Source organism: Erwinia sp. PME.40.26/001 (assembly GCF_055556675.1).
Window position 1 is genome coordinate 439,911 of the sequence record NZ_JBVHNP010000002.1, and the last position, 25,651, is coordinate 465,561.

The 25,651-nt window shown below is 57.3% G+C and carries 24 protein-coding genes; 19 read left to right on the forward strand and 5 right to left on the reverse strand.

From position 1 onward, the window contains the following. The first annotated feature begins 11 nt into the window (after positions 1-11). The 7 genes from pepP to ACZ3HG_RS09565 all read left to right on the forward strand — a co-directional run bounded on the left by pepP (position 12) and on the right by ACZ3HG_RS09565 (position 9,448). Positions 12-1,328: a Xaa-Pro aminopeptidase gene (pepP, locus tag ACZ3HG_RS09535; RefSeq protein ID WP_191936256.1), complete on the forward strand. Its 1,317-nt coding sequence runs from the start codon at positions 12-14 to the stop codon at positions 1,326-1,328. After that, a complete protein-coding gene (ubiH, locus tag ACZ3HG_RS09540; RefSeq protein ID WP_465332737.1) occupies positions 1,325-2,503 on the forward strand; it encodes a 2-octaprenyl-6-methoxyphenyl hydroxylase in 1,179 nt (392 codons plus the stop codon). Before pepP ends, ubiH begins: the two co-directional genes overlap by 4 nt. 13 nt (positions 2,504-2,516) lie before the next feature. Then, positions 2,517-3,719, forward strand: coding sequence for an FAD-dependent 2-octaprenylphenol hydroxylase (gene ubiI, locus ACZ3HG_RS09545; protein ID WP_465332738.1), 1,203 nt, complete (start codon positions 2,517-2,519; stop codon positions 3,717-3,719). Between the two features lie 449 nt (positions 3,720-4,168). After that, a complete protein-coding gene (gene gcvT / locus ACZ3HG_RS09550; RefSeq protein ID WP_191933904.1) occupies positions 4,169-5,281 on the forward strand; it encodes a glycine cleavage system aminomethyltransferase GcvT in 1,113 nt (370 codons plus the stop codon). A gap of 19 nt (positions 5,282-5,300) precedes the next feature. Next, complete coding sequence (gcvH, locus tag ACZ3HG_RS09555) at positions 5,301-5,684, forward strand: glycine cleavage system protein GcvH (RefSeq protein WP_191933905.1); 384 nt, start codon at positions 5,301-5,303, stop codon at positions 5,682-5,684. A 78-nt stretch (positions 5,685-5,762) separates the two neighbouring features. Continuing rightward, positions 5,763-8,624: an aminomethyl-transferring glycine dehydrogenase gene (gene gcvP / locus ACZ3HG_RS09560; protein WP_465332739.1), complete on the forward strand. Its 2,862-nt coding sequence runs from the start codon at positions 5,763-5,765 to the stop codon at positions 8,622-8,624. An 80-nt stretch (positions 8,625-8,704) separates the two neighbouring features. Then, positions 8,705-9,448, forward strand: coding sequence for an SDR family oxidoreductase (locus ACZ3HG_RS09565; protein ID WP_465332740.1), 744 nt, complete (start codon positions 8,705-8,707; stop codon positions 9,446-9,448). 101 nt (positions 9,449-9,549) lie between these two features. Here ACZ3HG_RS09565 and ACZ3HG_RS09570 read toward each other — a convergent pair whose 3' ends face one another. Then, complete coding sequence (locus tag ACZ3HG_RS09570; RefSeq protein ID WP_465332741.1) at positions 9,550-10,158, reverse strand: HD domain-containing protein; 609 nt, start codon at positions 10,156-10,158, stop codon at positions 9,550-9,552. A 209-nt stretch (positions 10,159-10,367) separates the two neighbouring features. Here ACZ3HG_RS09570 and trhA point away from each other — a divergent pair, with 209 nt between their 5' ends. Further along, positions 10,368-11,021 (forward strand): PAQR family membrane homeostasis protein TrhA, encoded by a 654-nt coding sequence (gene trhA / locus ACZ3HG_RS09575; protein WP_191927638.1) that lies wholly within the window; start codon positions 10,368-10,370, stop codon positions 11,019-11,021. Positions 11,022-11,036: 15 nt separating this feature from the next. Here the strand turns inward: trhA and ygfZ are convergent, their stop codons facing one another. Next, positions 11,037-12,023 (reverse strand): tRNA-modifying protein YgfZ, encoded by a 987-nt coding sequence (gene ygfZ, locus ACZ3HG_RS09580; protein ID WP_465332742.1) that lies wholly within the window; start codon positions 12,021-12,023, stop codon positions 11,037-11,039. A gap of 226 nt (positions 12,024-12,249) precedes the next feature. Here ygfZ and sdhE point away from each other — a divergent pair, with 226 nt between their 5' ends. From sdhE to creD, 5 genes are all read left to right on the forward strand, one after another. After that, entirely contained in the window at positions 12,250-12,516 is a 267-nt protein-coding gene (sdhE, locus tag ACZ3HG_RS09585) for an FAD assembly factor SdhE (protein WP_191933910.1), read from the forward strand. Then, on the forward strand, positions 12,497-12,910 hold the full coding sequence (locus ACZ3HG_RS09590; protein WP_191933911.1) for a protein YgfX: 414 nt from the start codon (positions 12,497-12,499) through the stop codon (positions 12,908-12,910). The genes sdhE and ACZ3HG_RS09590 overlap by 20 nt, the downstream gene beginning before the upstream one ends. After that, positions 12,903-13,598 carry a two-component system response regulator CreB gene (gene creB / locus ACZ3HG_RS09595; RefSeq protein ID WP_465332743.1) on the forward strand — a complete coding sequence of 232 codons (696 nt, stop codon included), beginning with the start codon at positions 12,903-12,905 and terminating at the stop codon, positions 13,596-13,598. The genes ACZ3HG_RS09590 and creB overlap by 8 nt, the downstream gene beginning before the upstream one ends. Further along, positions 13,598-15,022, forward strand: coding sequence for a two-component system sensor histidine kinase CreC (gene creC / locus ACZ3HG_RS09600; protein ID WP_191933913.1), 1,425 nt, complete (start codon positions 13,598-13,600; stop codon positions 15,020-15,022). Before creB ends, creC begins: the two co-directional genes overlap by 1 nt. 82 nt (positions 15,023-15,104) lie before the next feature. Further along, positions 15,105-16,466, forward strand: a complete 1,362-nt coding sequence (creD, locus tag ACZ3HG_RS09605; RefSeq protein ID WP_191927641.1) for a cell envelope integrity protein CreD — start codon at positions 15,105-15,107, stop codon at positions 16,464-16,466. 97 nt (positions 16,467-16,563) lie between these two features. Here the strand turns inward: creD and fldB are convergent, their stop codons facing one another. Next, positions 16,564-17,082, reverse strand: a complete 519-nt coding sequence (fldB, locus tag ACZ3HG_RS09610) for a flavodoxin FldB (protein WP_191934052.1) — start codon at positions 17,080-17,082, stop codon at positions 16,564-16,566. A gap of 180 nt (positions 17,083-17,262) precedes the next feature. Here fldB and xerD point away from each other — a divergent pair, with 180 nt between their 5' ends. Genes xerD through recJ form a run of 3 tightly spaced genes read left to right on the forward strand, consistent with a single transcriptional unit; the run spans position 17,263 to position 20,629 of the window. After that, positions 17,263-18,156 carry a site-specific tyrosine recombinase XerD gene (xerD, locus tag ACZ3HG_RS09615; protein ID WP_191933914.1) on the forward strand — a complete coding sequence of 298 codons (894 nt, stop codon included), beginning with the start codon at positions 17,263-17,265 and terminating at the stop codon, positions 18,154-18,156. 45 nt (positions 18,157-18,201) lie between these two features. Next, entirely contained in the window at positions 18,202-18,906 is a 705-nt protein-coding gene (gene dsbC, locus ACZ3HG_RS09620) for a bifunctional protein-disulfide isomerase/oxidoreductase DsbC (protein WP_191933915.1), read from the forward strand. A gap of 4 nt (positions 18,907-18,910) precedes the next feature. Further along, entirely contained in the window at positions 18,911-20,629 is a 1,719-nt protein-coding gene (gene recJ, locus ACZ3HG_RS09625) for a single-stranded-DNA-specific exonuclease RecJ (protein ID WP_191936353.1), read from the forward strand. Between the two features lie 58 nt (positions 20,630-20,687). Here recJ and ACZ3HG_RS09630 read toward each other — a convergent pair whose 3' ends face one another. Then, positions 20,688-21,311, reverse strand: a complete 624-nt coding sequence (locus tag ACZ3HG_RS09630) for a LysE family translocator (RefSeq protein ID WP_465332744.1) — start codon at positions 21,309-21,311, stop codon at positions 20,688-20,690. A 145-nt stretch (positions 21,312-21,456) separates the two neighbouring features. Here ACZ3HG_RS09630 and prfB point away from each other — a divergent pair. The 3 genes from prfB to ACZ3HG_RS09645 all read left to right on the forward strand — a co-directional run bounded on the left by prfB (position 21,457) and on the right by ACZ3HG_RS09645 (position 24,700). Further along, positions 21,457-22,555 (forward strand): peptide chain release factor 2 gene (gene prfB / locus ACZ3HG_RS09635; RefSeq protein ID WP_137269027.1). Its coding sequence is split into 2 segments (ribosomal slippage): positions 21,457-21,531 and positions 21,533-22,555, totalling 1,098 coding nucleotides; the frame shifts between segments, so codons are not numbered across the junction. 9 nt (positions 22,556-22,564) lie between these two features. After that, positions 22,565-24,085, forward strand: coding sequence for a lysine--tRNA ligase (gene lysS, locus ACZ3HG_RS09640; protein ID WP_191933918.1), 1,521 nt, complete (start codon positions 22,565-22,567; stop codon positions 24,083-24,085). Between the two features lie 114 nt (positions 24,086-24,199). Continuing rightward, positions 24,200-24,700 (forward strand): cupin domain-containing protein, encoded by a 501-nt coding sequence (locus tag ACZ3HG_RS09645; RefSeq protein WP_191936248.1) that lies wholly within the window; start codon positions 24,200-24,202, stop codon positions 24,698-24,700. Positions 24,701-24,776: 76 nt separating this feature from the next. On the opposite strand, the gene ACZ3HG_RS09650 is transcribed toward ACZ3HG_RS09645, so the two are convergent. Continuing rightward, a complete protein-coding gene (locus tag ACZ3HG_RS09650; protein ID WP_191933919.1) occupies positions 24,777-25,400 on the reverse strand; it encodes a serine protease in 624 nt (207 codons plus the stop codon). Between the last annotated feature and the right edge of the window lie 251 nt (positions 25,401-25,651).

Consider the following 25,651-nt stretch of genomic DNA (forward strand, 5'->3'; position numbering starts at 1 on the left):
CAGGAGGTCAAATGACCCAGCAGGAGTTTTTGCGCCGTCGTCAGGCGCTGTTAGCGAAGATGGCCCCGGCAAGCGCGGCGGTTATTTTTGCCGCCCCGGAAGCAACGCGCAGTAATGACAGTGAGTATCCGTATCGGCAGAACAGTGATTTCTGGTATTTCACGGGTTTTAACGAACCCGAGGCGGCGCTGCTGCTGATCAAAAGTGCGGATAACCACAGCCACAGCGTCTTGTTTAATCGCGTACGTGATCTTACCGCTGAGATCTGGTTCGGCCGCCGTCTGGGCCAGGATGCTGCGCCAGAAAAGCTGACGGTCGACCGGGCGCTCCCCTGGGGAGATATTGGCGAACAGCTGCACCTGCTGCTGAACGGGCTGGATGTGGTTTATCATGCGCAGGGGCAGTATGCCTTCGCTGACACCATTGTCTTCAACGCGCTGGACGTGCTGCGTCGGGGGTCGCGACAGAACCTGTCTGCGCCCGCGACGCTGACCGACTGGCGTCCGTGGGTCCACGAGCTGCGTCTCATTAAATCACCTGAAGAGCAGGCCGTGCTGCGCGAAGCCGGGCGAATCAGTGCGCTGGCACATACCCGCGCCATGCAGAAAGCCCGTCCCGGAATGTATGAATACCAGCTCGAAGGGGAAATTCATCACGAATTTAACCGTCACGGAGCGCGCTTCCCGTCCTACAACACCATTGTGGGCGCGGGGGATAACGGCTGTATTCTGCACTACACCGAAAACGAGAGTCAGATGCGTGACGGCCAGCTGGTGCTGATTGATGCCGGGTGCGAACTGCAAGGCTATGCCGGGGATATAACCCGTACCTTCCCGGTGGGGGGGAAATTTACCGCGCCGCAGCGTGCCCTCTACGATATCGTGCTGGCCGCTCTGCATCGTTCACTGGCGCTTTACCGTCCGGGTACCAGCATCCGTGAAGTGACGGCGGCAGCGGTGGAAGTGATGGTCACGGGGCTGGTTAAGCTGGGCATTCTGCACGGTGATGTCGACGTCCTGATCGCAGAAAATGCGCACCGACAGTTCTTTATGCACGGACTGAGCCACTGGCTGGGGCTGGACGTGCACGATGTCGGCCATTACGGCGTCGACCGCGATCGTCTGCTCGAACCCGGCATGGTGCTGACCATTGAACCCGGCCTGTATATTGCCCCGGATGCCGATGTGCCTGCTGAGTATCGTGGTATTGGTATACGTATTGAAGATGACATCATTATCACCGCAGAGGGTAACGAAAACCTCACGGATACGGTGGTGAAAGATGCCGATGATATTGAAGCATTAATGGCAGCAGCGAAACGCTCATGAGCATAATTATTGCAGGCGGGGGGATGACTGGCGCGACGCTGGCGCTGGCCATCTCACATCTGACACAGGGGCAGCTGGCGGTGACGTTGGTGGAAGGAACCGAACCCGCCAGTCGCACACATCCGGGCTTCGATGGCCGGGCAATTGCGCTGGCGGAGGGGACCTGCCAGCAGCTGTCGGCAATTGGTCTCTGGCCACTGCTGGCCTCCGCCGCGACGGCCATCACCGATGTGCATGTTAGCGATCGCGGTCATGCCAGCTTTGTCTCGCTGACTGCGGCCGATTACGGCGTGTCGGCGCTGGGCCAGGTGGTTGAGTTGCATGAAGTGGGTCAGCGGCTGTTTTCCCGCCTGAAAAAAGCCCCGGGAGTGACCCTGCGCTGCCCGGATAAAGTCGCCAGCGTCGAACGTACCCGGGATCGGGTGAGCGTGATACTGGAAAGTGGTGAGCGGCTGTCGGGCGATCTGCTGGTCGCGGCAGACGGTTCGCACTCCCGGGTCGCTGCGGCCTGCGGTGTCCAGTGGCAGAGTGAGGACTATCAGCAGGTCGCCGTGATTGCCAATGTGTCGACGCAGGTTGCCCATCAGGGGCGTGCGTTTGAGCGTTTTACTGAATTCGGCCCGCTGGCGCTGTTGCCGATGTCCGCTGGCCGCAGTTCGCTGGTTTGGTGCCATCCTCTGGCACAAAAAGATGCAGTGGACCGCTGGAGTGACGATCGCTTTATCGCTGAATTGCAGCGTGCCTTCGGCTGGCGGCTGGGCCGCATTACGCAGGTGGGCCAGCGCGACAGCTATCCGTTACGGCTGCAAACCGCCTCGCAGCATATTGCTCACCGGCTGGCGCTGGTTGGCAATGCCGCACAGACTCTGCACCCGATCGCGGGGCAGGGGTTTAATCTGGGGATTCGGGATGTCATGTCGCTGGCCGAAACGCTGGCAGCGGCCTGGCGTGCCGGACGCGAAACAGGCGCTTACGCCACCCTGCAACACTATCAGCAGCGCCGGCAGCCGGATGCACAGGCAACGATTGGTATTACCGACGGGCTGGTCCGACTGTTTGCTAACCGTTATACGCCGCTGGTCGCAGGGCGAAATCTGGGACTGATGGCGATGGATCATCTGCCGCCATTACGTAATTTGCTTGCCGAGCGCACGCTGGGCTGGGTTAAGCGTTGAGGAGAAAGCAGTCATGCAAACCTATGATGTGATCATCGCCGGTGGCGGAATGGTCGGACTGGCAGTGGCCTGTGGCTTACAGGGCAGCGGCCTGCGCATCGCCGTGCTGGAGCGTGAAGCCCCGCAGGTGCGTGATACCAGCGCGCCCCCGGCGTTACGCGTGTCTGCGATTAACGCCGCCAGCGAACGGCTGTTGCAGCACCTTGGCGTCTGGGATGCCATCCTCAGCGTACGGGCCAGCGCCTATCACGGCATGGAGGTGTGGGATCGCGACAGCTTCGGGCGCATTGTGTTTGACGATGAGCAGCAGGGTCTGGCCCATCTCGGGCATATTATCGAAAACGCGGTGATCCATCAGGCGCTGTGGCAGCGGGCAGAGAGCCTGAGCGATATCACGCTGATAGCGCCTGCGGAACTGCAGCAGGTGGCATTCGGTGATAATGAAGCCTTTGTGACGCTGCAGGATGGCAGCATGATGACGGCCCGCCTGCTGGTGGCGGCAGACGGTGCCAACTCCTGGCTGCGTAACAAAGCCGATATCCCGCTGACTTTCTGGGACTACCAGCATCATGCGCTGGTGGCGAATGTTCGTACGGAACAGCCGCATGAGTCGGTGGCCCGTCAGGTGTTTCATGGTGACGGTATTCTGGCGTTCTTACCCCTGAGCGACCCGCATCTCAGCTCTATCGTCTGGTCGCTCCCGCCGCAGGAGGCAACTCGTCTGCAGGCGATGCCGGAAGCGGTATTTAACCAGCAGCTGTCGGTGGCTTTCGACCTGCGCCTGGGGCTGTGTGCGGCAGAAAGTGAACGTAAAGCTTTCCCGCTGATGGGCCGCTATGCGCGTAATTTTGCCGCGCATCGTCTGGCGCTGGTGGGGGATGCTGCACATACCATTCATCCGCTGGCCGGGCAGGGCGTTAACCTCGGCTTTATGGATGCGGCAGAGCTGATCGGTGAAGTGAAGCGCCTGCATCAGCAGGGTAAAGACATTGGTCAGCACCTGTATCTGCGGCGCTACGAGCGCAGCCGTAAACACAGTGCCGCAGTGATGCTGGCCAGTATGCAGGGGTTCCGCGAGCTGTTTAACGGTAACAATCCGGCGAAGAAACTGCTGCGAGATGTGGGGCTGGCGCTGGCCGATACCCTGCCCGGCGTGAAGCCACGGCTGTTAAAGCAGGCGATGGGACTGCACGATCTGCCGGCATGGCTGCGGTAAGCCACCACAGGAAAGGGGGAGCGCTTCGCTCCCCCTTTTTTTTAACCAGGCGGCCTGTCGGCGACGCTGCGCGTCTCTGGTGCAATCGCTGCCTCTTTTTTGCCCGTCGTTTGAAAAATTCTAATCTTACCCTCTCCTTCGCATTACTTTTTATAATGTTACCTGGTGCTGGCCTTAGCCTTTTTACGCCGGGTGCCTGTTTGAGCTGTATGTTTAAACCAGGTTTGCGGCAATGAATTGCCATTTCTGTGTGTAATAACGCATTTTTTTAGTGAAAAAAACCAGAAAATCAACGGTGCCCCATTTTGATGCGGGGCAGATTCGACCTCGTTTATCTTATGGTTAAATGACGAGTTCGGTGGTAAGTTCATAGTGAAGGTAACGATTGCGTCGGCCGTCCCGGGCGGTAAAAGACGCGCGTCAGCAACCGACTCAGGCACAGGAAAACTATGGTTCAGCAAAGCGAGATTCAGCAAACCCCGTTGTTTGAACAGCACCAGGCCAGTGGTGCCCGTATGGTCGATTTTCATGGCTGGATGATGCCGCTTCACTACGGCTCTCAGATGGATGAACATCACGCGGTGCGCAAGGATGCCGGGATGTTTGATGTTTCCCACATGACCATTGTTGATCTGCACGGTGTCCGCACCCGCGAGTTTCTGCGCTATCTGCTGGCCAATGATGTCGCCCGCCTGACCCAGCCAGGCAAAGCGCTCTACACCGCCATGCTCAACGCTTCTGCCGGGGTGATAGACGATCTGATTGTTTACTTTATGAACGAAGAGTTTTTCCGACTGGTGGTCAACTCTGCCACCCGAGAAAAGGATCTGGCGTGGATAGGTGAGCATGCGGTGGCGTTCGGCGTTGAGCTGATCGAGCGTGACGATTTGGCGCTGGTGGCAGTGCAGGGCCCCAATGCCCAGCAAAAAGCGCAGACACTGTTTAATGACCAGCAGCGTCAGGACGTCAGCGGCATGAAGCCGTTCTTTGGCGTGCAGTCAGGGGATCTCTTTATTGCCACGACCGGTTATACCGGGGAGGCAGGCTACGAAATCGCCCTGCCCAACGAACAGGTCGCCGGGTTCTGGCAGCAACTGCAGGCCGCCGGGGTGAAACCCGCCGGACTGGGCGCACGCGATACGCTGCGTCTGGAGGCCGGTATGAATCTGTATGGCCAGGAAATGGATGAGAGCATCTCACCTCTGGCAGCCAATATGGGCTGGACCATCGGCTGGGAACCCGCAGATCGTGAATTTATTGGCCGTGAAGCGCTGGCGTTTCAGCGTGAAAAAGGCACCGATCAGCTGGTGGGGCTGATCATGACCGAAAAAGGCGTACTGCGTAACGAACAGCCGGTTCACTTCAGCGATGCCGCAGGCAACCAGCTGGCAGGCGTCATTACCAGCGGTTCATTCTCGCCGACGCTCGGGTGCAGCATTGCTCTGGCACGGGTCCCCGCCGGAATTGGCGAACACGCCGTGGTGCAAATCCGCAACCGTGAAATGCCGGTTCGCGTCACCAGGCCCGTTTTTGTCCGCGCCGGAAAACCGGTAACGAAGTAATCTTTTGGAGAGCAATTTAATGAGCAATGTACCAGCCGAATTGAAATACCGTGACAGCCATGAGTGGGTGCGCAAAGAAGCTGACGGCACCTATACCGTGGGCATTACCGAACATGCGCAGGAGCTGCTGGGAGACATGGTCTTTGTTGACCTGCCGGACGTAGGCAACACCTACAGCCAGGGCGAAGACTGCGCAGTAGCGGAGTCCGTCAAAGCCGCATCGGATATTTATGCGCCCCTGAGTGGCGAGATCGTGGAAGTGAACAGCGGGCTGGATGCTGAGCCTGAACTGGTTAACAGCTCTCCGTATACCGATGGCTGGCTGTTCCGCATTAAAGCCACGGATGAGACCGAATTTGAGACGTTGTTAGATGCCGCAGGCTACCAGGGAACAATTGAATAACAGCCCGCTCACTTGTCATTTCGGGACTGGCTCTCTGCCTGTCCCGCCTCTTTGTGCCTGATGCAGGATTGACCACCCATGACCCAGAAACTCAGCCAGCTTGAACACCACGGTGCATTTATTGAGCGCCATATCGGCCCTTCGCAGGAACAGCAGGATGCCATGCTCAACGCCATCGGCGCGACATCGCTGGCCGAACTGATTGCCTCGATTGTGCCTGCCGACATCCAGCTTCCCAGCCCGCCTGCGGTAGGCGATGCGCTGACGGAGCACCTGGCGCTGGCCGAGTTAAAGGCGATTGCGTCACAGAATCAGCGTTACAAATCCTTTATCGGCATGGGCTATACGCCGGTGCTGACGCCTCCGGTGATCCTGCGCAATATGCTGGAAAATCCCGGCTGGTACACCGCGTATACCCCTTATCAGCCAGAAGTGTCTCAGGGGCGTCTGGAAGCCCTGCTGAACTTCCAGCAGCTGACGCTGGACCTGACCGGACTGGATATTGCCTCCGCCTCCCTGCTGGACGAGGCGACGGCCGCTGCAGAAGCCATGGCGATGGCAAAACGCGTCAGCAAGCTCAAAAATGCCAACCGCTTCTTTGTCGCTGACGATATTCATCCGCAGACGCTGGATGTGGTGCGCACCCGAGCGGAAACCTTCGGCTTTGACGTGCTGGTGGACAAAGCAGAGAAAGTGCTGGAGCTGGACGATGTGTTTGGTGTGCTGTTGCAGCAGGTCGGCACCGGGGGGGAAGTGCACGATTATACGGACCTGATCTCCCGGCTGAAAAGCCGCAACGTGGTGGTCAGCGTGGCGGCCGATATGATGTCGCTGGTACTGCTGCAGGCACCGGGCCAGCAGGGAGCTGATATCGTCTTCGGTTCTGCCCAGCGCTTCGGCGTGCCGATGGGCTACGGTGGGCCTCATGCCGCCTTCTTCGCCGCCCGCGATGAGCACAAGCGTTCAATGCCTGGCCGAATTATTGGCGTATCCCGCGATGCGGCAGGGAATATCGCGCTGCGTATGGCAATGCAGACGCGTGAACAGCATATCCGTCGTGAGAAAGCGAACTCCAACATCTGTACCTCACAGGTATTGCTGGCCAACATCGCCAGCCTCTACGCGGTATTCCACGGGCCGGCTGGCCTGAAGCGCATTGCCAGCCGCATTCACCGGCTGACCGATATCCTGGCGCAGGGATTACAGCAGCGCGGCCTGAAACTGCGCCATGACACCTGGTTCGATACCCTGACCGTGGAAGTCAGCGACAAAGCTGCGGTACTGGATCGCGCCCTGAGCTTCGGTATGAACCTGCGCAGCGATATTCTCAATGCGGTGGGTATCACTCTGGATGAAACCACCACCCGTGAAGACGTAGTGGCGCTGTTCTCGATCCTGCTGGGAGAGGAGCACGGCCTGAATATTGATGCGCTGGATAGCGATGCCAGCGCCATCCCGTCAGCGATGATCCGCACAGCACCGATCCTGACTCATCCGGTATTTAACCGTTATCACAGCGAAACCGAGATGATGCGCTACATGCACAGCCTGGAGCGGAAAGATCTGGCGCTGAATCAGGCGATGATCCCGCTGGGGTCGTGCACTATGAAGCTGAATGCAGCGGCAGAGATGATCCCTATCACCTGGCCGGAGTTTGCAGAACTGCACCCGTTCTGTCCGGCAGAGCAGGCGGGCGGTTACCTGCAGATGATTGGCCAGCTCTCGCGCTGGCTGGTCCAGCTGACCGGGTATGACGCACTCTGTATGCAGCCCAACTCTGGCGCCCAGGGTGAATATGCAGGTCTGCTGGCGATACGCCGCTATCACGAAAGCCGTAACGAAGGGGGACGTCACATCTGTCTGATCCCTGGCTCGGCGCACGGCACTAACCCGGCCTCGGCACAGATGGCGGGGATGACCGTTGTGGTGGTCGCCTGTGACAAACAGGGCAACATCGATCTGCACGATCTGCGTGTGAAAGCCGGTCAGGCGGGTGAAGCCCTCTCCTGCATCATGGTGACTTACCCGTCCACGCACGGCGTCTATGAAGAGACGATCCGTGAGGTGTGCCAGATCGTTCATCAGTTCGGTGGACAGGTATATCTGGACGGAGCCAACATGAATGCGCAGGTGGGGATCACCACGCCGGGTTACATCGGGGCGGATGTCTCACACCTTAACCTGCATAAAACCTTCTGCATCCCGCACGGCGGCGGTGGGCCGGGCATGGGGCCGATTGGCGTCAAAGCTCACCTTGCCCCCTTTGTACCGGGCCACAGTGTGGTAGAGATTGAAGGCATGCTGACCGGCCAGGGTGCAGTATCAGCAGCGCCGTTTGGCAGCGCGTCGATCCTGCCGATCAGCTGGATGTATATCCGCATGATGGGCGCTGAAGGTTTGAAACAGGCCAGCTCAGTGGCGATCCTCAATGCCAACTACATTGCGCATCGTCTGCAGTCGGCCTATCCGATCCTTTATGCCGGCCGTGATGGCCGGGTGGCGCACGAATGTATCCTGGATATTCGGCCGCTGAAAGAGCAGACCGGTATCAGTGAGCTGGATATTGCCAAGCGCCTGATCGACTACGGTTTCCATGCGCCGACCATGTCATTCCCGGTGGCGGGTACGCTGATGGTGGAGCCAACCGAATCGGAAAGTAAGTCCGAACTGGATCGCTTTATTGATGCGATGCTGGCTATCCGCAGTGAAATTGATCGGGTGGCAGACGGCGAGTGGCCGCTGGAAGATAACCCCCTGGTCAATGCACCGCATACCCAGATGGAAATCGTCGGCGAGTGGGGCCATCCTTACAGCCGTGAACTGGCGGTATTCCCGGCAGGCAGCGCGAATAAATACTGGCCCACGGTGAAACGCCTTGATGATGTTTACGGCGACCGTAATCTGTTCTGCTCCTGCGTACCGATGAGCGAATACGAGTAACCTTTCGCGTTATCGCCCGCGTGGGTTATGTCGGGGCTGACCTTCTTTTGTGGTCAGCCCTTTTTTATGGGAGAGACGAGATGAACATCGCATTAGTCACCGGCGGCAGTCGGGGCATTGGTCGTGCGACAGCGATTCTGCTGGCCCGACAGGGCTGGCGGGTCGCGGTTAACTACGTGCATCGTACCGCTGAGGCGGAGTCGGTGGTGGCAGAGATCGAACGACATGGCGGCAGCGCTTTTGCCGTGCAGGCGGATATTGCGGACGAAGCTCAGGTCGTGGCGATGTTTGCTGATATTGACCGCCAGCCGGAGCCGCTGAAAGCTTTGGTCAATAACGCCGGCATCCTCTTTCAGCAGGCCACACTGGAGCAGTTAACCGCAGAGCGTATTAACCGGGTCTTTGCCACCAACGTCACCGGCTGTTTTATCTGCTGCCGCGAAGCGGTGAAACGCATGGGGCACCATTACGGCGGCGGCGGAGGGGCGATTGTTAATGTCTCCTCGGCAGCGTCGAGAACCGGTGCGCCGGGGGAATACGTCGATTATGCCGCGTCAAAAGGGGCAATGGATACGCTGACCCGGGGACTGTCGCTGGAGGTGGCCGCGCAGGGCATCAGGGTTAACGGCGTCCGTCCCGGATATATCTATACCGATATGCACACTGACGGGGGCGAACCGCAGCGGGTGGACCGCCTGGCCTCTGCGATCCCTATGCAGCGCGGCGGGCAGCCCGGGGAGATTGCCAGTGCGATTGCCTGGCTGCTGAGTGACGAGGCATCCTATATTACCGGTACGTTTATTGATGCGGCGGGCGGCCGTTGAAAGGAGCGAACAAAACGTCTTTTTTGGCGCAGAGGTTGCCCCTGATTTCTGATACAAAGGCTGACCTGTTTTTTTGGTCAGCCTGCCGTGGGTTTCTGGCCCTACAGTAGCCAGCCCTGCGCATATGCGCAGTCCAGGTGCTGCTCCAGGTACTGCCATAACTCAGGCCACTGCTGCGCCAGCGCCACATTACGCGCCTTCACCTGTGTCAGGTGGATGCCGTTCTCTTTCCAGCTCTGCCCCTGATTGTGCAGGTTAAGCATGATAGGCAGCGCGCGGTCCAGCATATTGGCAAAGCGCGACTCTGCGGTGTCTCCCGCCTCGTACTCGTCCCACAGCGCACGGAAATGCTCACCCTGCGCGCCCGGCAACAGGCCAAATATACGGCGTGCCGCAGCAATTTCTTCCGCCTGAATCGCATCACGGGCGGCAGTGTCATAAACCATCACATCACCGGCATCGATCTCGACCACGTCATGCACCAGCGCCAGCTTTATCACATGCGGGACGTCTATCGGGGCCGGGGAGAAGGGGGCCATACTCATAACCGCCATGGCCAGATGCCAGCTGTGTTCTGCCGAGTTCTCCTGGCGCGCATTATCGAGCAGCCGGGTACGGCGCTCCACGCTTTTAAGCTTGTCGAGCTCCATTAAAAACTGCACCACTTCCGTCATCGCGCCGAAATCTAAGGCTGCTACCCTGTCTGACATCGCTGTCTCACTTATCGCTAAAAAAGGTGTCTGTATTGTAAGGTAAACGATTGCGTATTTCGCGCAGGAATGTGCGTGCAGGATGTCGCAGTATATTTTAGCTTACATGTGTACTCTGAAATTATTCTCAGTTACGCTAGGTCTGATGAGATTTCCGTCATGGCATTTTGTGATGGTGGTGGCGGGTAAACCGGGGACAGTAATTGATTATGGTGAAGCAAAAAGTACCGACGGCAGGCTATTCCGTCGCAGAAGAGTGGGCGAACAGCATCAGCCACGGACTCGGCTGCCTGCTGGGGATTATTGGTCTGGTGCTGATGCTGGATCAGGCGATTAATAACAACGCGGGGACGCTGGCTATCGTCAGCTACAGTCTGTACGGCGGCAGCATGATCCTGCTGTTTCTGGCCTCGACGCTCTACCACTCAGTACCGGGTGAACGGGCTAAATTCTGGCTGAAAAAACTCGACCATGCCGCGATCTATCTGCTGATTGCCGGAACCTATACGCCGTTCCTGCTGGTGGGGCTGCGGTCGCCGCTGGCACACTGGCTGATGGTGGTGATCTGGGGGCTGGCGTTGGTCGGAATTATCTTCAAGCTGGTGTTTGCTCACCGTTTTGAAGCCATCTCCCTGATCACCTATATGCTGATGGGCTGGCTCTCAGTGATTGTGCTGTATCAGATGGTAATGCGCCTGCCTGCGGGCAGCGTATGGCTGCTGGCCGCAGGCGGGATCACCTATTCCCTTGGGGTGATTTTCTACGTGTCGAAACGTATCCCTTACAATCATGCCATCTGGCACGGTTTCGTGCTTGGCGGCTCTTTCTGTCACTTCCTGGCGATTTATCTCTACGTGAGGTAGGTGGCAGCGCCCCGCTCATCCTGCAGCGATATCGTAGGGCAGCGGCCGTATGGCTAACTGCCCACCCTCATCGCCCTGCACGCGCAGAACCGTGTCCGGCTCCAGGTCGTTATTCATCACCGCCTGCACCCAGACCTCACCGTTGTCCAGCTGGCAGGCCGCCAGAATGGTTCCGGTGCGACGCCAGTTTTCACCCATCTTCATTTCCAGCGCGCCGTTGGCTGCCGGGACGGTACCCGCTTTACCTGCCAGCCAGTAGAGCGCACGTTTATTTGCGCCACGGAACTTAGCCCGCGCCACCATCTCCTGTCCGGTATAGCAGCCTTTTTTAAAGCTGATGGCATCCAGTGCCTGCAGGTTGGTGGCCTGCGGGATCAGCTGGGCGCTGGTCTCGCTGTCAATCACCGGAAAACCGGCTTCAATATCCAGCGCCAGCCACTGTGAGCTGTTGGTCAGCTGTGCGGCGTCCGCCAGTGCGGTACGCAGCGCTTCGGCTTTTTCTGCGCTGGTAACCACTAAAAAACGCTCGGCGGGCAGGTCGAACCACAGCAGGGTGCTCTCGCCATCCTGCACCACCTGCGTCTGTGCGTCAGGCAGGGCGCTGAACAGATGGGTCAACGCGGCCCTGGCCTGAAAACCGGCTACGCCCAGCAGGACGGACTCATCATCGGGCGTCAGGGCAACTTTGGCAAAGACCGCATATTTTTTCAGCTCTGCCAGCTGGTTATCACGCAGGCTGCGGCGCTCAATAAAGGCCAGTCCGTCGGCGCGGTGGAACAGGCGCAGATTGCTCCACATCTTTCCTTTTGCATCACAGTGCGCAGCAGGGCGGTGCTGATCGGCAGCCAGGGCGGCCACATCCAGGGTGACCTGCCCCTGCAAATAGCTGACACGATCGGCACCGGTAGCCGTCACCAGCGCCCACTCTTCCAGTGACATCAGGGTCAACGGCAGACGCGCCGAGGCAGTGGGTTGACGTGGCGGGAAAGAAATCGTCGGCATAATTCAGTCCTAAAGTCAGCAAGGGATGAAAATTTGTTTCTCATGTTAAAAGAGCCGCCCGGCTTTGCAACCTGTTTCCGGAAATTGCGGCACAAAACGTGTGATAACCCTGCAACCTATGTCGCTGTTTTGTGTCGCAGCCCGCAGGGGAAAAATTGCTGCATCAACAGTGAAGCAAAAAAGCGGTACACTGAGCGCCCTGTTTGGTTAACCGACGCAGAGTGACATGGATATTACAAATAAATCTCGAATTCACTGGGCATGCCGTCGCGGTATGCGTGAACTGGATATCTCTATCATGCCGTTTTTTGAGTATGAATATGACTCGCTCAACGATCAGGATAAACGACTTTTCGTTCGCCTGCTGGAGAGTGACGATCCCGATCTGTTTAACTGGCTGATGAATCACGGCGAACCGGCCGATGACGAGTTAAAACGCATGGTCGCACTGATCCAGCACCGAAACAGAGAACGTGGTCCGGTGCCACTGTAACCTGCGCATTTCGCGGCATGCGCAGGGTATCTCCCTGCTGCTGCACGGTGGTGTGATGCTGGTACTGCTGCTGGTGCCCTGGCCGGCGAGTGCCTCGCTGGCAAAAGTGGCCCTGCTGTTGCTGACGCTCAGGGAGTGCCTGCGCAGCCGTCGTCGTACCCGGCGCTGGCAGGGGCTGTTTGTCTTGCTGAGTGGTCAGCGGGTCCAGTGGCAACAGGCACAGTGGCAGCTGGTTTCACCGCCGTGGATGACCCGTCAGGCCGTACGTCTGTCATTACGGGATAGCCAGGGGCGGCATAAGCGGCTGTGGCTGTTTGCCGATGGCATGGATAACAGCGAATGGCGGCTTTTACGCCAGCAATTGCTGAGTAAAAAGGAATGGCGTGATGAGTAGCGCGACCCTGTGGCTGGTAGAAGATGAAGCAGCCATTGCCGATACCCTGCTGTATATGCTGCAGCTAGAGGGATTTTCTACCCGCTGGTTTCCACGCGGGATGCCAATGCTGGACGCATTGCAGCAGGAAGTGCCCGATCTGGTGATCCTTGATGTCGGACTACCGGATATCAACGGTTTTGAGCTGTGTCGCCGTCTGCTGGCGAGCCAGCCCGATCTGCCCGTGCTGTTCCTTACCGCCCGCAGCGAAGAAGTTGATCGCCTGCTGGGGCTGGAGATTGGGGCGGATGATTACGTCGCTAAACCTTTTTCGCCGCGTGAAGTCTGTGCCCGGGTGCGTACTCTGCTGCGTCGTTTGCAAAAACAGCAGCGCATTGCGCAGTCGCCAAAGTATAACGTTGGTCACTTTACGCTGGATGAAGCCTCCGCCCGCGTGGAGTGGTGCCAGCAGCCGCTGGCCCTGACGCGCTATGAATATCTGCTGCTGAAAACCCTGTTGCTGTCCCCCGGGCGGGTTTTTTCCCGGCAGCAGCTGATGAATGTGGTATGGAAAGAGGCGGAAGATAGCTTTGACCGTACCGTCGATACCCATATTAAAACGCTGCGCGCCAAGCTGCGTGACATCAATCCACATGAGCAGGTGCTGCTGACGCATCGCGGCCTCGGCTACAGCCTGGTGGCTGGCTGATGCGCATCGGGATGCGTTTGCTGCTGGGTTATTTCCTGATCGTTGCCGTTGCCGCGTGGTTTGTGCTGAGTATCTTTCTTAAAGAAGTTAAACCCGGCGTGCGGCGTGCCACCGAAGGCACACTGGTGGATACCGCCACGCTGCTGGCACAGTTTGCCCGGGCCGATATTCTGAGCGGCCAGCCGCAGAACGGGCAGCTTGCCGCCGCTTTTTCACAGCTGCGCGGCTATCCGGTCAGGGCGGATATTAGCGGCATCGCCAAGCGTCGTAATGAGTACCGTGTCTATCTGACCGATGAGAAAGGCAGGGTGTTGTTCGATTCTGCGGGTGTTGCCCTGGGCCAGGATTATTCCCGCTGGAACGATGTCCTGCTGACCCTGCGGGGTGAATACGGCGCACGTAGCTCGCGCAGTAATCCCGATGATGATGCCAGTTCCGTGATGTATGTCGCGGCACCGGTGCGTGACGGTGCCAGGCTGCTGGGGGTCCTCAGCGTCGGTAAGGCCAACAGCACCATGGTGCCGGTGATACGCCGCAGTGAACGTCGCATCCTGTGGGCAGGGGCGGCGCTGCTGGGGATCGCGCTGCTGATCGGTCTGATTTTTGTGCTGTGGATAAACCGTTCCGTGGGGCGTCTGGTGCGTTACGCCGACTCGGTCACTCAGGGAGAGGCTCTGCCCCTTCCCGCCATGAACAGCAGTGAGTTGCGCAAGCTGGCACAGGCGCTGGAAAGTATGCGTCTGAAACTGGAGGGTAAACGCTATATTGAGCATTATGCTCATGCGCTGACCCACGAGCTGAAAAGCCCGCTGGCGGCGATCCGGGGGGCGGCAGAGATTCTGCATGAATGTCCCCCTGCGGCGGTGGTTCAGCGCTTCTCGGCCAATATCCTGCAACAGAATATCCGGATGCAGCGGCTGATTGACAACCTGCTTCGCCAGGCAACGCTGGAAAACCGCCCGGAGATCCAGCGGCAGACCGTCAGCCTGCTGCCGCTGGTCACGGGACTGTGCGACAGCCGGGCGGTTCAGGCTCAGGGCAAACGACTGACTTTTGATGCTGACGCACTGGAGGGGCTGTCCGTTCGGGCAGATCCGCTACTGCTGGAGCAGGCGCTGGCCAATTTACTTGATAACGCCCTTGATTTTACGCCGCTGGCGGGAGAGGTTCGTATTGAGGTTAGCCAGAGTGCGGACGAAATGATTTTTCAGGTGCTGGACAGTGGCAGCGGTATTCCTGACTATGCACTGCCTCATATTTTCGACCGGTTCTATTCGCTGCCGCGCAGCAATGGTGAAAAGAGCAGCGGACTGGGGCTGGCCTTTGTCCGCGAAGTGGCGCGACTGCATCAGGGGAGCATCACGTTAACCCCCCGGGCGGAAGGTGGCGTCTGTGCGCAACTAACGATAAAAAATAACGCCTGACTTCACCGTCTCTTCACATAACTTCATTTTCTCCCCATTCAGAGGGGCTATCTTCTGCGTCATACACACAGGAGAATCGCCCATGAATAAATCCCCCGTATTATGGAAAATGTTAACGCTTATCGGCTGCCTGTTACTGCTGCTGGTGCCGCTGAGTATGCTCAGTACATTGATCACCGAGCGCAGCGTATGGCGCGACAACGTGGCAGACAAGCTCAGCCAGAGCACCAGCGGTCCGCAGCGCCTGTTCGGGCCGCTGATTGCCATTCCCTGGAGCGAAATCGTCACGGAAATGCGTGAGGGAAAGGAGGTCACGGTAAAGGTCACCCATCTGCGCTATTTTCTGCCTGAAAGCCTGAAAGTGACGGGCGATCAGAAGGTGGAAGAGCGCAAGGTTGGCATTTACAAGGGGCAGGTCTGGCGCACGGGGGTCAACATTAATGCCACCTTTAATCGGGATCAGCTGGCCGATATTACCCGTCCTGGGGTCACTCTGGGCGATCCGCTACTGGTGATGGGCGTTGGCGACCCACGCGGGATCAGCAGCGTGACGTCGCTGAATATTGGCGATAAGCAGTTCGATTTCCAGCCGGGTAGCCAGCTTCCGGGCAATAGCGAAGGGTTACACGTTGAGCTGCCGCCAGAAGTTTTACAGGAGAAAAGCCTGGCGCTGAATTTCTCGCTTAAACTGCTGGGAACACAGAAGCTGGAAGTGGTGCCTCTGGGTAAAAACAGCACCTTTGATCTGAAGAGCAACTGGCCGCATCCGGGCTTTACCGGCAGCTTCCTGCCGGAACAACGCCAGATCACGCCTGAAGGTTTTACGGCGCGCTGGCAGAGCAGCTGGTTTGCTAACAACATCAACTCGCTGGTGCGGGATGATTTTACCGTCAGTACAGAAACGCTCCCGGCCTTCAGCGCGATGGTGGTCAATCCGGTTGACCAGTATCAGCTGACCCAACGGGCGGTAAAATATGCCATTCTGCTGATCGGCCTGACCTATATGGCGTTTTTCCTGTTTGAAACGCTGACCGCACTGCGCGTTCACCCGATGCAGTATCTGCTGGTGGGGCTGTCGCTGGTGATGTTCTTCCTGGTACTGCTGGCGTTGTCTGAGCATATTGGCTTCAACCTGGCCTGGCTCACCGCAAGTCTGACCTGTGCAGCGATTAACGGCTTCTACCTGCAGGCGGTATTGCAGGGATGGCGGCGCAGCCTGCTGTTCGTCGGCGGTGTACTGGCGCTGGATGCGGTACTGTGGCAGCTGTTGCAGTCGGAAGACAGCGCGCTGCTGCTGGGCACCGGCGTGTTGATGGCGGCACTGGCGGCGGTGATGGCGCTGACGCGTAATATCGACTGGTACCGGCTGTCCGCAGCGGCTAAACCGCAGGAAAGTAGCGAAGCAGGGCAGGACGGGAAGGGACGTTTCGGTCTGTGGAAATAAGCGGCTGAACATGACAGGGCGGACCGTGACAGACGGTTCGCCCTTGCGCAGGGGCCGGTCATTACGTCGACCGGCCCTTTTGCATTATGGGCCAGGATTACAGCAGTTCGGCCATCTCCGTCAGGATCTGTTCACACCACTGTGCAATGCGTTCGTCAGTCTGCTCAAACTGGTTAATATCATCCAGCGCCAGGCCGACAAACTGCTTCCCGTCGGCGGTCAGCGGTTTTTTACTGGTAAACTCATAGCCTTCCAGCGGCCAGTAACCGACAAACTGCACGCCCAAGGGAGCCAGTACCTCATGCAGCATCCCCAGTGCATCCAGGAACCATTCGCTGTATTCCCCCTGGTCTCCCATGCCATAAAGGGCCACTACCTTGCCCTGTAAATTTAGCTGCGGAAGCGCTGTCCAGATTGCTTCCCAGTCTTCCTGCAGTTCGCCAAAATCCCAGGTCGGAATACCCAGGATCAGCAAATCGTAGTTTTCCATCAGCGCCGGAGGATCGTCTTTCAGGTTATGCAGCGTGACCAGATCGTCGCCGATAAAGTCACGGATCTTCTCGGCGGCCATCTCGGTGTAACAGGTACTGGATCCATAAAACAGACCAATATTCATGGTAGTGGCACTCATTTTTCCTAAAGTCTGCCGGCGATTATATCAGAAGCAGGCAGGAATAAGGCATAATGGGCGCACTTTGTACGGCAGTGTGATATGTCATCGTGCTGTTTTTAAAGCATTAAATGGGTTTTAGTCGCGCACTCAGCGTCATGATAACGGCAGACTGGAGAGGTTGAGGTGCAGGATAACGATCTGATTGAGCAGTTTCTTGATGCACTGTGGATCGAGCGCAATCTGGCGCAAAATACCGTGGCGTCTTATCGTCTTGACCTGCGTTCACTCTGCGGCTGGCTGGCGCATCAGCAGCTGTCACTGCTGACGGTAGACGCGGTGGCGCTGCAAGGCTTCCTGGCGGAACGGCTTGAGGGGGGCTATAAGGCCACCAGTTCGGCACGCCTGCTCAGTGCCATGCGCCGTCTGTTCCAGTATCTCTACCGTGAAAAGCAGCGGGCGGACGATCCCAGTGCGTTGTTATCGTCGCCCAAGCTGCCGCAGCGCCTGCCGAAGGATCTGTCTGAGGCGCAGGTGGAAAGACTGCTTCAGGCTCCCTGCCTTGACCAGCCCATTGAGCTGCGCGATAAGGCGATGCTGGAGCTGCTTTACGCCACCGGGCTGCGCGTGACCGAGCTGGTGGGTCTGACTCTCAGTGATATCAGCCTGCGGCAGGGGGTGGTGCGTGTCATCGGCAAGGGAAATAAAGAGCGGCTGGTGCCGATGGGCGAAGAGGCGGTTCACTGGATCGAACAGTTTATTGAGTATGGCCGCCCGTGGCTGCTTAACGGCCAGACGCTGGACGTGCTGTTTCCCAGTAACCGTGCGCAACAAATGACCCGGCAAACTTTCTGGCATCGCATTAAACATTACGCCACACTGGCGGGCATCGATAGCGCAAAACTGTCACCGCACGTGCTGCGCCATGCGTTTGCCACCCATCTGTTGAACCACGGCGCAGATTTGCGTGTCGTACAGATGCTGTTAGGTCACAGTGATTTATCGACCACCCAGATTTACACGCACGTAGCGACCGAACGACTGCGCCAGTTACACCAGCAGCATCATCCACGTGCCTGATTGATATAAAATACAGCCCGCTTAGTGAGGCTATAAGGACATGAAATGAAGAAGCACTACCTGTTACTTTCGGGACTCATCGCGCTGGCCAGTGGACTGGCTCATGCCGACGATGCCGCCATTAAACAGTCGCTGAGTAAGCTGGGCTTACAGCAGACCGAGATCCAACCTTCGCCGCTGCCTGGTTTTAAAACAGTATTGAGCGAAAGCGGTGTGCTGTACGTTACCGACGATGGTAAACATTTTGTACAGGGTCCTCTCTATGACGTCAGCGGCAGCCAGCCGGTCAACGTCACCAATCAGCTGCTGGAAAAGAAAGTGGAAGCACTGAGCAAAGAGATGATCGTGTATAAAGCGCCAAAGCAGCAGTATGTGGTGACGGTCTTTACCGATATTACCTGTGGCTATTGCCGCAAACTGCACGAGCAGATGGCCGACTACAACGCGCTGGGGATCACCGTGCGTTATCTGGCCTTCCCGCGTGAAGGGCTGAACGGCAACGTGGCGAAAGAGATGAAATCGATCTGGTCTGCGGGTGACCCCCATAAAGCCTTTGATGCGGCGATGAAAGGCGAGGCCGTGTCACCGATTGATGGCAAAATCGATATTGGTCAGCAGTATAAATTAGGCGTGCTTTACGGCATTCAGGGCACCCCGGCGATGCTGCTGGAAAACGGGACGATGATCCCGGGTTACCAGAGTCCGCAGGATCTGAAAAAATTCCTCGACAGCCAGAAAAACGGCGGCTGATTTGGTGAATCGTAAAACTGAACTCCGTCGCCGTGAGGCGACGGACGCTGCTGCACTTCCTGCCGATCTTCACCCGCTGTTACATCGTCTGTATGCCCGCCGGGGGATACAGCAGGCCAGTGAGCTGGAGCGGGGGGCGAAATATCTTCACCCCTTCCAGTCGCTGAGTGGTATTCAGGCGGCGGTGACTGTTCTGCAACAGGCGCTGACCGATAACCTCTGCATTATGATTGTCGGTGATTTCGATGCTGATGGTGCCACCAGCACCGCGCTGACGGTGCTGGCACTGCGCAGCATGGGCGGGCAGAACATTAAGTATCTGGTGCCAAACCGTTTTGATGACGGCTACGGTCTGAGCCCGGAAGTAGTCGAGCAGGCCGCCGCCCGCGGTGCCCAGCTGATCCTGACGGTGGATAACGGTATCTCGTCACACGCCGGGGTGGCGCTGGCCAACGAGAAAGGCATTGCCGTGGTGGTGACCGATCACCACCTGCCGGGGGAGACACTGCCGGAGGCGGCGGCCATCGTTAACCCTAACCTTGCAGACTGTGATTTTCCCTCCAAGTCGCTGGCGGGCGTAGGCGTGGCGTTTTACCTGATGCTGGCGCTGCGCGCCCGGCTGCGTGACAGCGGGGTGACAACGCTACCCAATCTGGCAGAGCTGCTGGATCTGGTGGCGCTGGGTACCGTGGCCGACGTGGTGCCGCTAGATGCCAACAACCGCATCCTGGTCTGGCAGGGACTGAGTCGTATCCGGGCCGGTAAGTGCCGTCCGGGGATCCGGGCGTTGCTGGAAATTGCTAACCGCGATGCGCGTCAGCTGGCCGCCAGTGATCTGGGATTTGCCCTTGGGCCGCGTCTGAATGCCGCAGGAAGGCTGGATGATATGTCGGTCGGCGTGGCGCTGCTGCTGAGTGAAGATTTGGGCCAGGCGCGAATGCTGGCCAGTGAGCTCGATGCGCTGAATCAGACGCGTAAAGAGATCGAGCAGGGAATGCAGTCCGAAGCCCTCGCCCTGTGTGACCGGCTGGAAAGCACCAGTGAAGCGCTGCCGTTGGGCATCGCTATGTACCATCCTGAGTGGCATCAGGGGGTGGTCGGTATTCTGGCCTCCCGTCTGAAAGAGCGGTTTAACCGGCCAGTGATTGCCTTTGCACCGGCAGGGGACGGGACGCTGAAAGGGTCGGGACGTTCGATCGCCGGGCTGCACATGCGCGATGCGCTGGAGCGTCTGGATACGCTGAATCCGGGGCTGATCATTAAGTTTGGTGGTCATGCCATGGCAGCCGGTCTGTCGCTGGAAGAGGCTAACTTTGAGCGCTTCCGTCAGTGTTTTGCCGAACTGGTGGGGGACTGGCTTGATGCCGAATCCCTGCAGGGCATCGTCTGGTCTGATGGCGAACTGATGGCCCAGGAGCTGACGTTACCGACGGCCGAGTTGCTGCGCGAAGCAGGCCCGTGGGGGCAGGCGTTCCCGGAGCCGACGTTTGACGGCAAGTTCAGGCTGCTACAGCAGAAGCTGGTAGGTGAACGCCACCTGAAAGTGATGATTGAGCCGCTGGGCGGCGGGCCGCTGCTGGACGGCATCGCGTTTAACATTGATACGACGCTGTGGCCCGATCCGAGTGTCAGGCAGGTGGAGCTGGCCTACAAGCTCGATGTCAATGAGTTCCGTGGTAACCGTACCGTGCAGCTAATTATCGAGCATCTCTGGGCGCTGTAGCCTGCCCGTGCGGCAGAGGAAACAGCGGGCTGACCAAAACAGAAGGTCAGCCCGGGCATTATCCCGGCCGGCGGCTTAATGCCAGCCTGGCAGCAAACAGCAGAAATACCGTGCCGGTGGTGCGGTCCAGCCACTTCACCACCTTCTCACGCTTCAGCACGCCGGAGAGCTTACGCGTGCTGCCAATCAGTAGCGATGACCACAGCGAGCCCAGTACCACATGGATCAGCACCAGCCCGAACGTCCATAGCACCGGCGAATGCCCGGTTGGAATAAACTGCGGCAGGAAAGAGACATAGAAAATCCCCACCTTGGGGTTCAGCAGGTTGCCAAAAAAGCCGCGCAGGAACGCGTTCTGAGATCCTGTTGCCAGCGCCGCATCACCCATCTTTGTCCGCGGTTTCAGCAGCATTTGCACGCCCAGCCAGGCAAGATACGCGGCCCCGCACCACTTCAGCAAATTATACGCCAGTTCAGAGACGGCAATCAGCGCTCCCAGACCAAAAGCCACCGCTACCGCCCAGGCCAGACACCCGGCATTAATCCCCAGCTGTGCCTGAATCGCTTTTTTCGTTCCCTCCACGGCAGAGGTACGCAAAATCAGCGCGGTATCCAGCCCCGGGGTAAGGGTGAGCAGGGTGGCAGCGAAGGTAAAGGCCAGCAGGGCATCGGTCACGGACATATTCAGACTCCACTTGGTAAGGCGTTCCGGGGTACGGGCACTGAACAGGCAATGCGCGTTCAGTGCTACAAACTGTGCGCTATTTCGGTTAAACTGCGTGGTTACTATTACGCCCTTTTCGATCACCTAAAAAGATTCTAAAACCATGTTTGAAATTAATCCGGTAAAGAACCGTATTCAGGATCTCACTGAACGCAGCAGCGTTCTTCGGGGGTATCTTTGACTATGATGCCAAGAAAGAACGTTTACAGGAAGTTAACGCTGAACTAGAGCAGCCTGATGTCTGGAACGAACCTGACCGCGCACAGGCGCTGGGTAAAGAACGTTCCGCCTTAGAGGCCGTTGTCGAAACGCTGGATCTGATGGAGCAGGGGCTGGAAGATGTCGCTGGTCTGCTGGAGCTCGCCGTTGAAGCCGAAGATGAGGACACGTTCAACGAAGCGATTGCCGAACTTGACGTGCTGGAAAAGAAACTCGGTGAGTTAGAGTTCCGCCGCATGTTCTCCGGGGAATACGACAGCGCCGACTGCTACATGGATATCCAGGCCGGCTCGGGCGGTACGGAAGCTCAGGACTGGGCCAGCATGTTGCTGCGTATGTACCTGCGCTGGGCGGAAGCCCGCGGTTACAAAACTGAGATCATCGAAGAGTCCGACGGCGAAGTGGCAGGCACCAAATCCGCGACCATCAAAATCATCGGCGACTACGCGTTCGGCTGGTTACGTACTGAAACCGGCGTGCATCGCCTGGTGCGTAAAAGCCCGTTCGACTCCGGTGGCCGTCGTCATACCTCGTTCAGTTCGGTGTTTATTTACCCGGAAGTGGATGACAACATCGATATCGATATTAACCCGGCCGACCTGCGTATCGACGTATACCGCGCTTCAGGAGCGGGTGGTCAGCACGTTAACAAGACCGAGTCGGCGGTGCGTATTACCCACTTACCGACCAACATTGTGGTGCAGTGTCAGAACGATCGTTCTCAGCATAAAAACAAAGACCAGGCTTTCAAGCAGCTGCGCGCGAAGCTTTACGAATATGAAATGCAGAAGAAAAATGCGGATAAACAGGCGGCGGAAGACAATAAGTCTGACATCGGCTGGGGTAGCCAGATCCGCTCTTACGTGCTGGATGATTCCCGCATCAAGGATCTGCGTACTGGCGTAGAGACGCGCAACACTCAGGCGGTTCTGGACGGCGATCTGGATCGTTTTATCGAAGCAAGTTTGAAAGCAGGTTTATAAGGAACTCACATGTCTGAACAACAACCGCAGGCTGCGGACGCCGCACTTGAGCTGAACAATGAATTAAAATCACGCCGTGAGAAGCTGGCCGCGCTGCGTGAAGCCGGTCTGCCGTTCCCAAACGATTTTCGCCGTGACCGCACTTCCGATACGCTTCATGCCGAATTTGATGGTAAAGAAAACGAAGAGCTGGAAGCACTGAACATCGAAGTCAGCGTTGCAGGCCGAATGATGACCCGCCGTATTATGGGTAAAGCCTCTTTCGTCACGCTGCAGGATGTGGGTGGCCGTATTCAGCTTTACGTTGCCCGCGACGATCTGGCAGAAGGCATTTATAACGAACAGTTCAAGAAGTGGGATCTCGGCGATATCGTCGGCGCGCGCGGTAAGCTGTTCAAGACGAAAACCGGTGAGCTGTCTATTCACTGTAGCGAACTGCGTCTGCTGACCAAAGCCCTGCGCCCGCTGCCGGACAAGTTCCACGGCCTGGCCGATCAGGAAACCCGTTACCGTCAGCGTTACCTTGATCTGATCTCTAACGACGAGTCGCGCAACACGTTTAAAATCCGCTCACAGATCATGGCCGGCATCCGCAGCTTTATGGTGGGCCGCGAGTTTATGGAAGTGGAAACCCCGATGATGCAGGTGATCCCCGGCGGCGCGGCGGCGCGTCCGTTTATCACCCATCATAATGCGCTGGACATTGATATGTACCTGCGTATTGCACCGGAGCTGTATCTGAAGCGCCTGGTAGTGGGAGGATTCGATCGCGTCTTCGAAATCAACCGTAACTTCCGTAATGAAGGGGTCTCCCCACGTCATAATCCAGAGTTCACCATGATGGAACTCTATATGGCCTATGCGGATTATAAAGACCTGATCGAACTGACCGAAAGCCTGTTCCGTACGCTGGCGCAGGATATTCTGGGCAACACCGTGGTGCCTTACGGCGATCAGGAGTTCGACTTCGGTAAGCCGTTTGAAAAGCTGACGATGAAAGAGGCCATTCTGAAGTATCGTCCGGAGACTAATCTGGCCGATCTTGATGACTTTGATAAGTCGGTGGTGATTGCGCAGTCTCTGGGCATCAAGGTCGAGAAGAGCTGGGGACTGGGACGTCTGGTTACCGAGATCTTCGAAGAGACCGCCGAAGCGCATCTGATCCAGCCAACCTTTATTACGGAATATCCGGCAGAAGTTTCGCCACTGGCACGTCGTAACGACCAGAATCCGGAGATCACCGACCGCTTCGAATTCTTTATTGGCGGCCGTGAAATCGGTAACGGCTTCTCCGAGCTGAACGATGCAGAAGATCAGGCAGAGCGTTTCCTGCAGCAGGTTAATGCGAAAGACGCCGGTGATGACGAAGCGATGTTCTATGATGAAGACTACGTGACGGCACTGGAACACGGTCTGCCGCCAACGGCAGGTCTGGGGATCGGTATTGACCGCATGGTGATGCTGTTTACCAACAGCCATACCATTCGTGATGTGATCCTGTTCCCGGCAATGCGGCCAGGCAACAAGTAAGCGTCTATCGCAGCATCAAACGGTCAGCCTTATCGCTGGCCGTTTTTTTTTGCGTCCCTCTGCAAAATAGCCAATAGTTACGTTTTATCACATCGTACTGCAGGGAGAATCCCCATGGCCCGACCTGGTTTTATCCGCCACTGGCAGGAACTGGAGGGAGAGGATAATGAACATTATCCGGACAGCGACGAGCTGATGTCGATTGGCGCCCCGCTTGGCAGAGCTCTGGGCCTGACGCGTCTGGGTATTCACCATGAACGCTTACTACCTGGGCGGCGAATGTCGTATCCCCACGCAGAAAGTGCGGAGGAAGAGTTTGCTTTTGTGCTGGAAGGTGAACCGGACGTATGGATCAACGGCGAGCTGTATCGGTTAAGGCCCGGAGATGCGGTGGCATTCCCGGCAGGCACCGGTATTTGTCATACCTTTATCAATAATAGCGACCGTGAGGCCCGCTTTATTGTGGTCGGCGAAGCGAATAAAAAAGATAACCGCATCTGGTATCCCAAAAATCCGGTCTATCTCTCAACGCGAGAGGACCGCTGGGAAAACCCGCCAGAACAGGATTTTGGCCCCCACGACGGATTGCCTGACACATTGAAAAAAGAGCCATGAGAAAAACGTTGGGACAGTACGATACCTGTCCGGATGGCGAGGGGGCTTATGCAGGCGTCATGTGCTGCGGTGAGTATCAGGATTTCACCGCATCATTCAGCCAGTCTTTAAAGCGAGCGTAGGGAATATACAGCGAGACATCTTTATACAGTGTTTTGCCGGTTTTCATGTCGTTAATGCGCTTGCTGTAGCCCACAATCACCCCGCCGATAGAGTCGTCAGAGGCGTTATACACCGCGCCGCCGGACATGCCCTGCACCACGCCCGCATCGGACGCCACCACCACGCAGCTGACTTTATTCCAGGAATTTTTCAGCCCGGTATTGATCAGGTTGGTGCCCGTTGAGGCCACCGGCATCGCGGAGATAAAGCTGTAGCCATACATGTTGATTTTGTCGCCGATCAGGCCATTACGAAAATGCGGGGGAGGGACGTTATCATTTTTATGGTACACCACCGCCAGATCGCACTCAGGATGATACGACTTCACCCGGTACATGGAGAATTTAGCGACATGGGCCGCCGTCAGGCTGTAGTTGGCCGTCAGGGGGATGGTGGTGCCCAGCGTCCCCAGCCCCAGAACGGTTGGGATACCGGTGACAGTCATATCCACCCGGTCATGCGCTTCACTGCTGTACTGATACTTCCCTACGGAACACCCGCCCAGAAAAAGGGCTAGCAGGCAAATGGCGAGTCGCATCGGGTCTCCTCAGTGATGAGTATTTCAGGTAAAGCAGGAAAGGTCATAACCTCGTTAACTGACATATCGGCCGTGGTTCGCAAAACTTTAATGTATCGATTACGCCTGAAATTGTGCTGATGACCTTCAAAGACCCGACAAGGCTCAGTCTCAATTTAAAATCATAGGACGAATCGCAAAAAAGAATGATTAGAAATAATGATGTAATTTGGGTTTAGGGAAAAGTATAGCGAAATACGCTGACGAAATGT

Bases quoted from the DNA above. Each gene is read 5' to 3' on its own strand.
- pepP (WP_191936256.1), top strand. From the start codon at position 12: ATGACCCAGCAGGAGTTTTTGCGCCGTCGTCAGGCGCTGTTAGCGAAG.
- ubiH (WP_465332737.1), top strand. From the start codon at position 1,325: ATGAGCATAATTATTGCAGGCGGGGGGATGACTGGCGCGACGCTGGCG.
- ubiI (WP_465332738.1), top strand. From the start codon at position 2,517: ATGCAAACCTATGATGTGATCATCGCCGGTGGCGGAATGGTCGGACTG.
- gcvT (WP_191933904.1), top strand. From the start codon at position 4,169: ATGGTTCAGCAAAGCGAGATTCAGCAAACCCCGTTGTTTGAACAGCAC.
- gcvH (WP_191933905.1), top strand. From the start codon at position 5,301: ATGAGCAATGTACCAGCCGAATTGAAATACCGTGACAGCCATGAGTGG.
- gcvP (WP_465332739.1), top strand. From the start codon at position 5,763: ATGACCCAGAAACTCAGCCAGCTTGAACACCACGGTGCATTTATTGAG.
- ACZ3HG_RS09565 (WP_465332740.1), top strand. From the start codon at position 8,705: ATGAACATCGCATTAGTCACCGGCGGCAGTCGGGGCATTGGTCGTGCG.
- ACZ3HG_RS09570 (WP_465332741.1), bottom strand. From the start codon at position 10,158: ATGTCAGACAGGGTAGCAGCCTTAGATTTCGGCGCGATGACGGAAGTG.
- trhA (WP_191927638.1), top strand. From the start codon at position 10,368: ATGGTGAAGCAAAAAGTACCGACGGCAGGCTATTCCGTCGCAGAAGAG.
- ygfZ (WP_465332742.1), bottom strand. From the start codon at position 12,023: ATGCCGACGATTTCTTTCCCGCCACGTCAACCCACTGCCTCGGCGCGT.
- sdhE (WP_191933910.1), top strand. From the start codon at position 12,250: ATGGATATTACAAATAAATCTCGAATTCACTGGGCATGCCGTCGCGGT.
- creB (WP_465332743.1), top strand. From the start codon at position 12,903: ATGAGTAGCGCGACCCTGTGGCTGGTAGAAGATGAAGCAGCCATTGCC.
- creC (WP_191933913.1), top strand. From the start codon at position 13,598: ATGCGCATCGGGATGCGTTTGCTGCTGGGTTATTTCCTGATCGTTGCC.
- creD (WP_191927641.1), top strand. From the start codon at position 15,105: ATGAATAAATCCCCCGTATTATGGAAAATGTTAACGCTTATCGGCTGC.
- fldB (WP_191934052.1), bottom strand. From the start codon at position 17,082: ATGAATATTGGTCTGTTTTATGGATCCAGTACCTGTTACACCGAGATG.
- dsbC (WP_191933915.1), top strand. From the start codon at position 18,202: ATGAAGAAGCACTACCTGTTACTTTCGGGACTCATCGCGCTGGCCAGT.
- ACZ3HG_RS09630 (WP_465332744.1), bottom strand. From the start codon at position 21,311: ATGTCCGTGACCGATGCCCTGCTGGCCTTTACCTTCGCTGCCACCCTG.
- lysS (WP_191933918.1), top strand. From the start codon at position 22,565: ATGTCTGAACAACAACCGCAGGCTGCGGACGCCGCACTTGAGCTGAAC.
- ACZ3HG_RS09645 (WP_191936248.1), top strand. From the start codon at position 24,200: ATGGCCCGACCTGGTTTTATCCGCCACTGGCAGGAACTGGAGGGAGAG.
- ACZ3HG_RS09650 (WP_191933919.1), bottom strand. From the start codon at position 25,400: ATGCGACTCGCCATTTGCCTGCTAGCCCTTTTTCTGGGCGGGTGTTCC.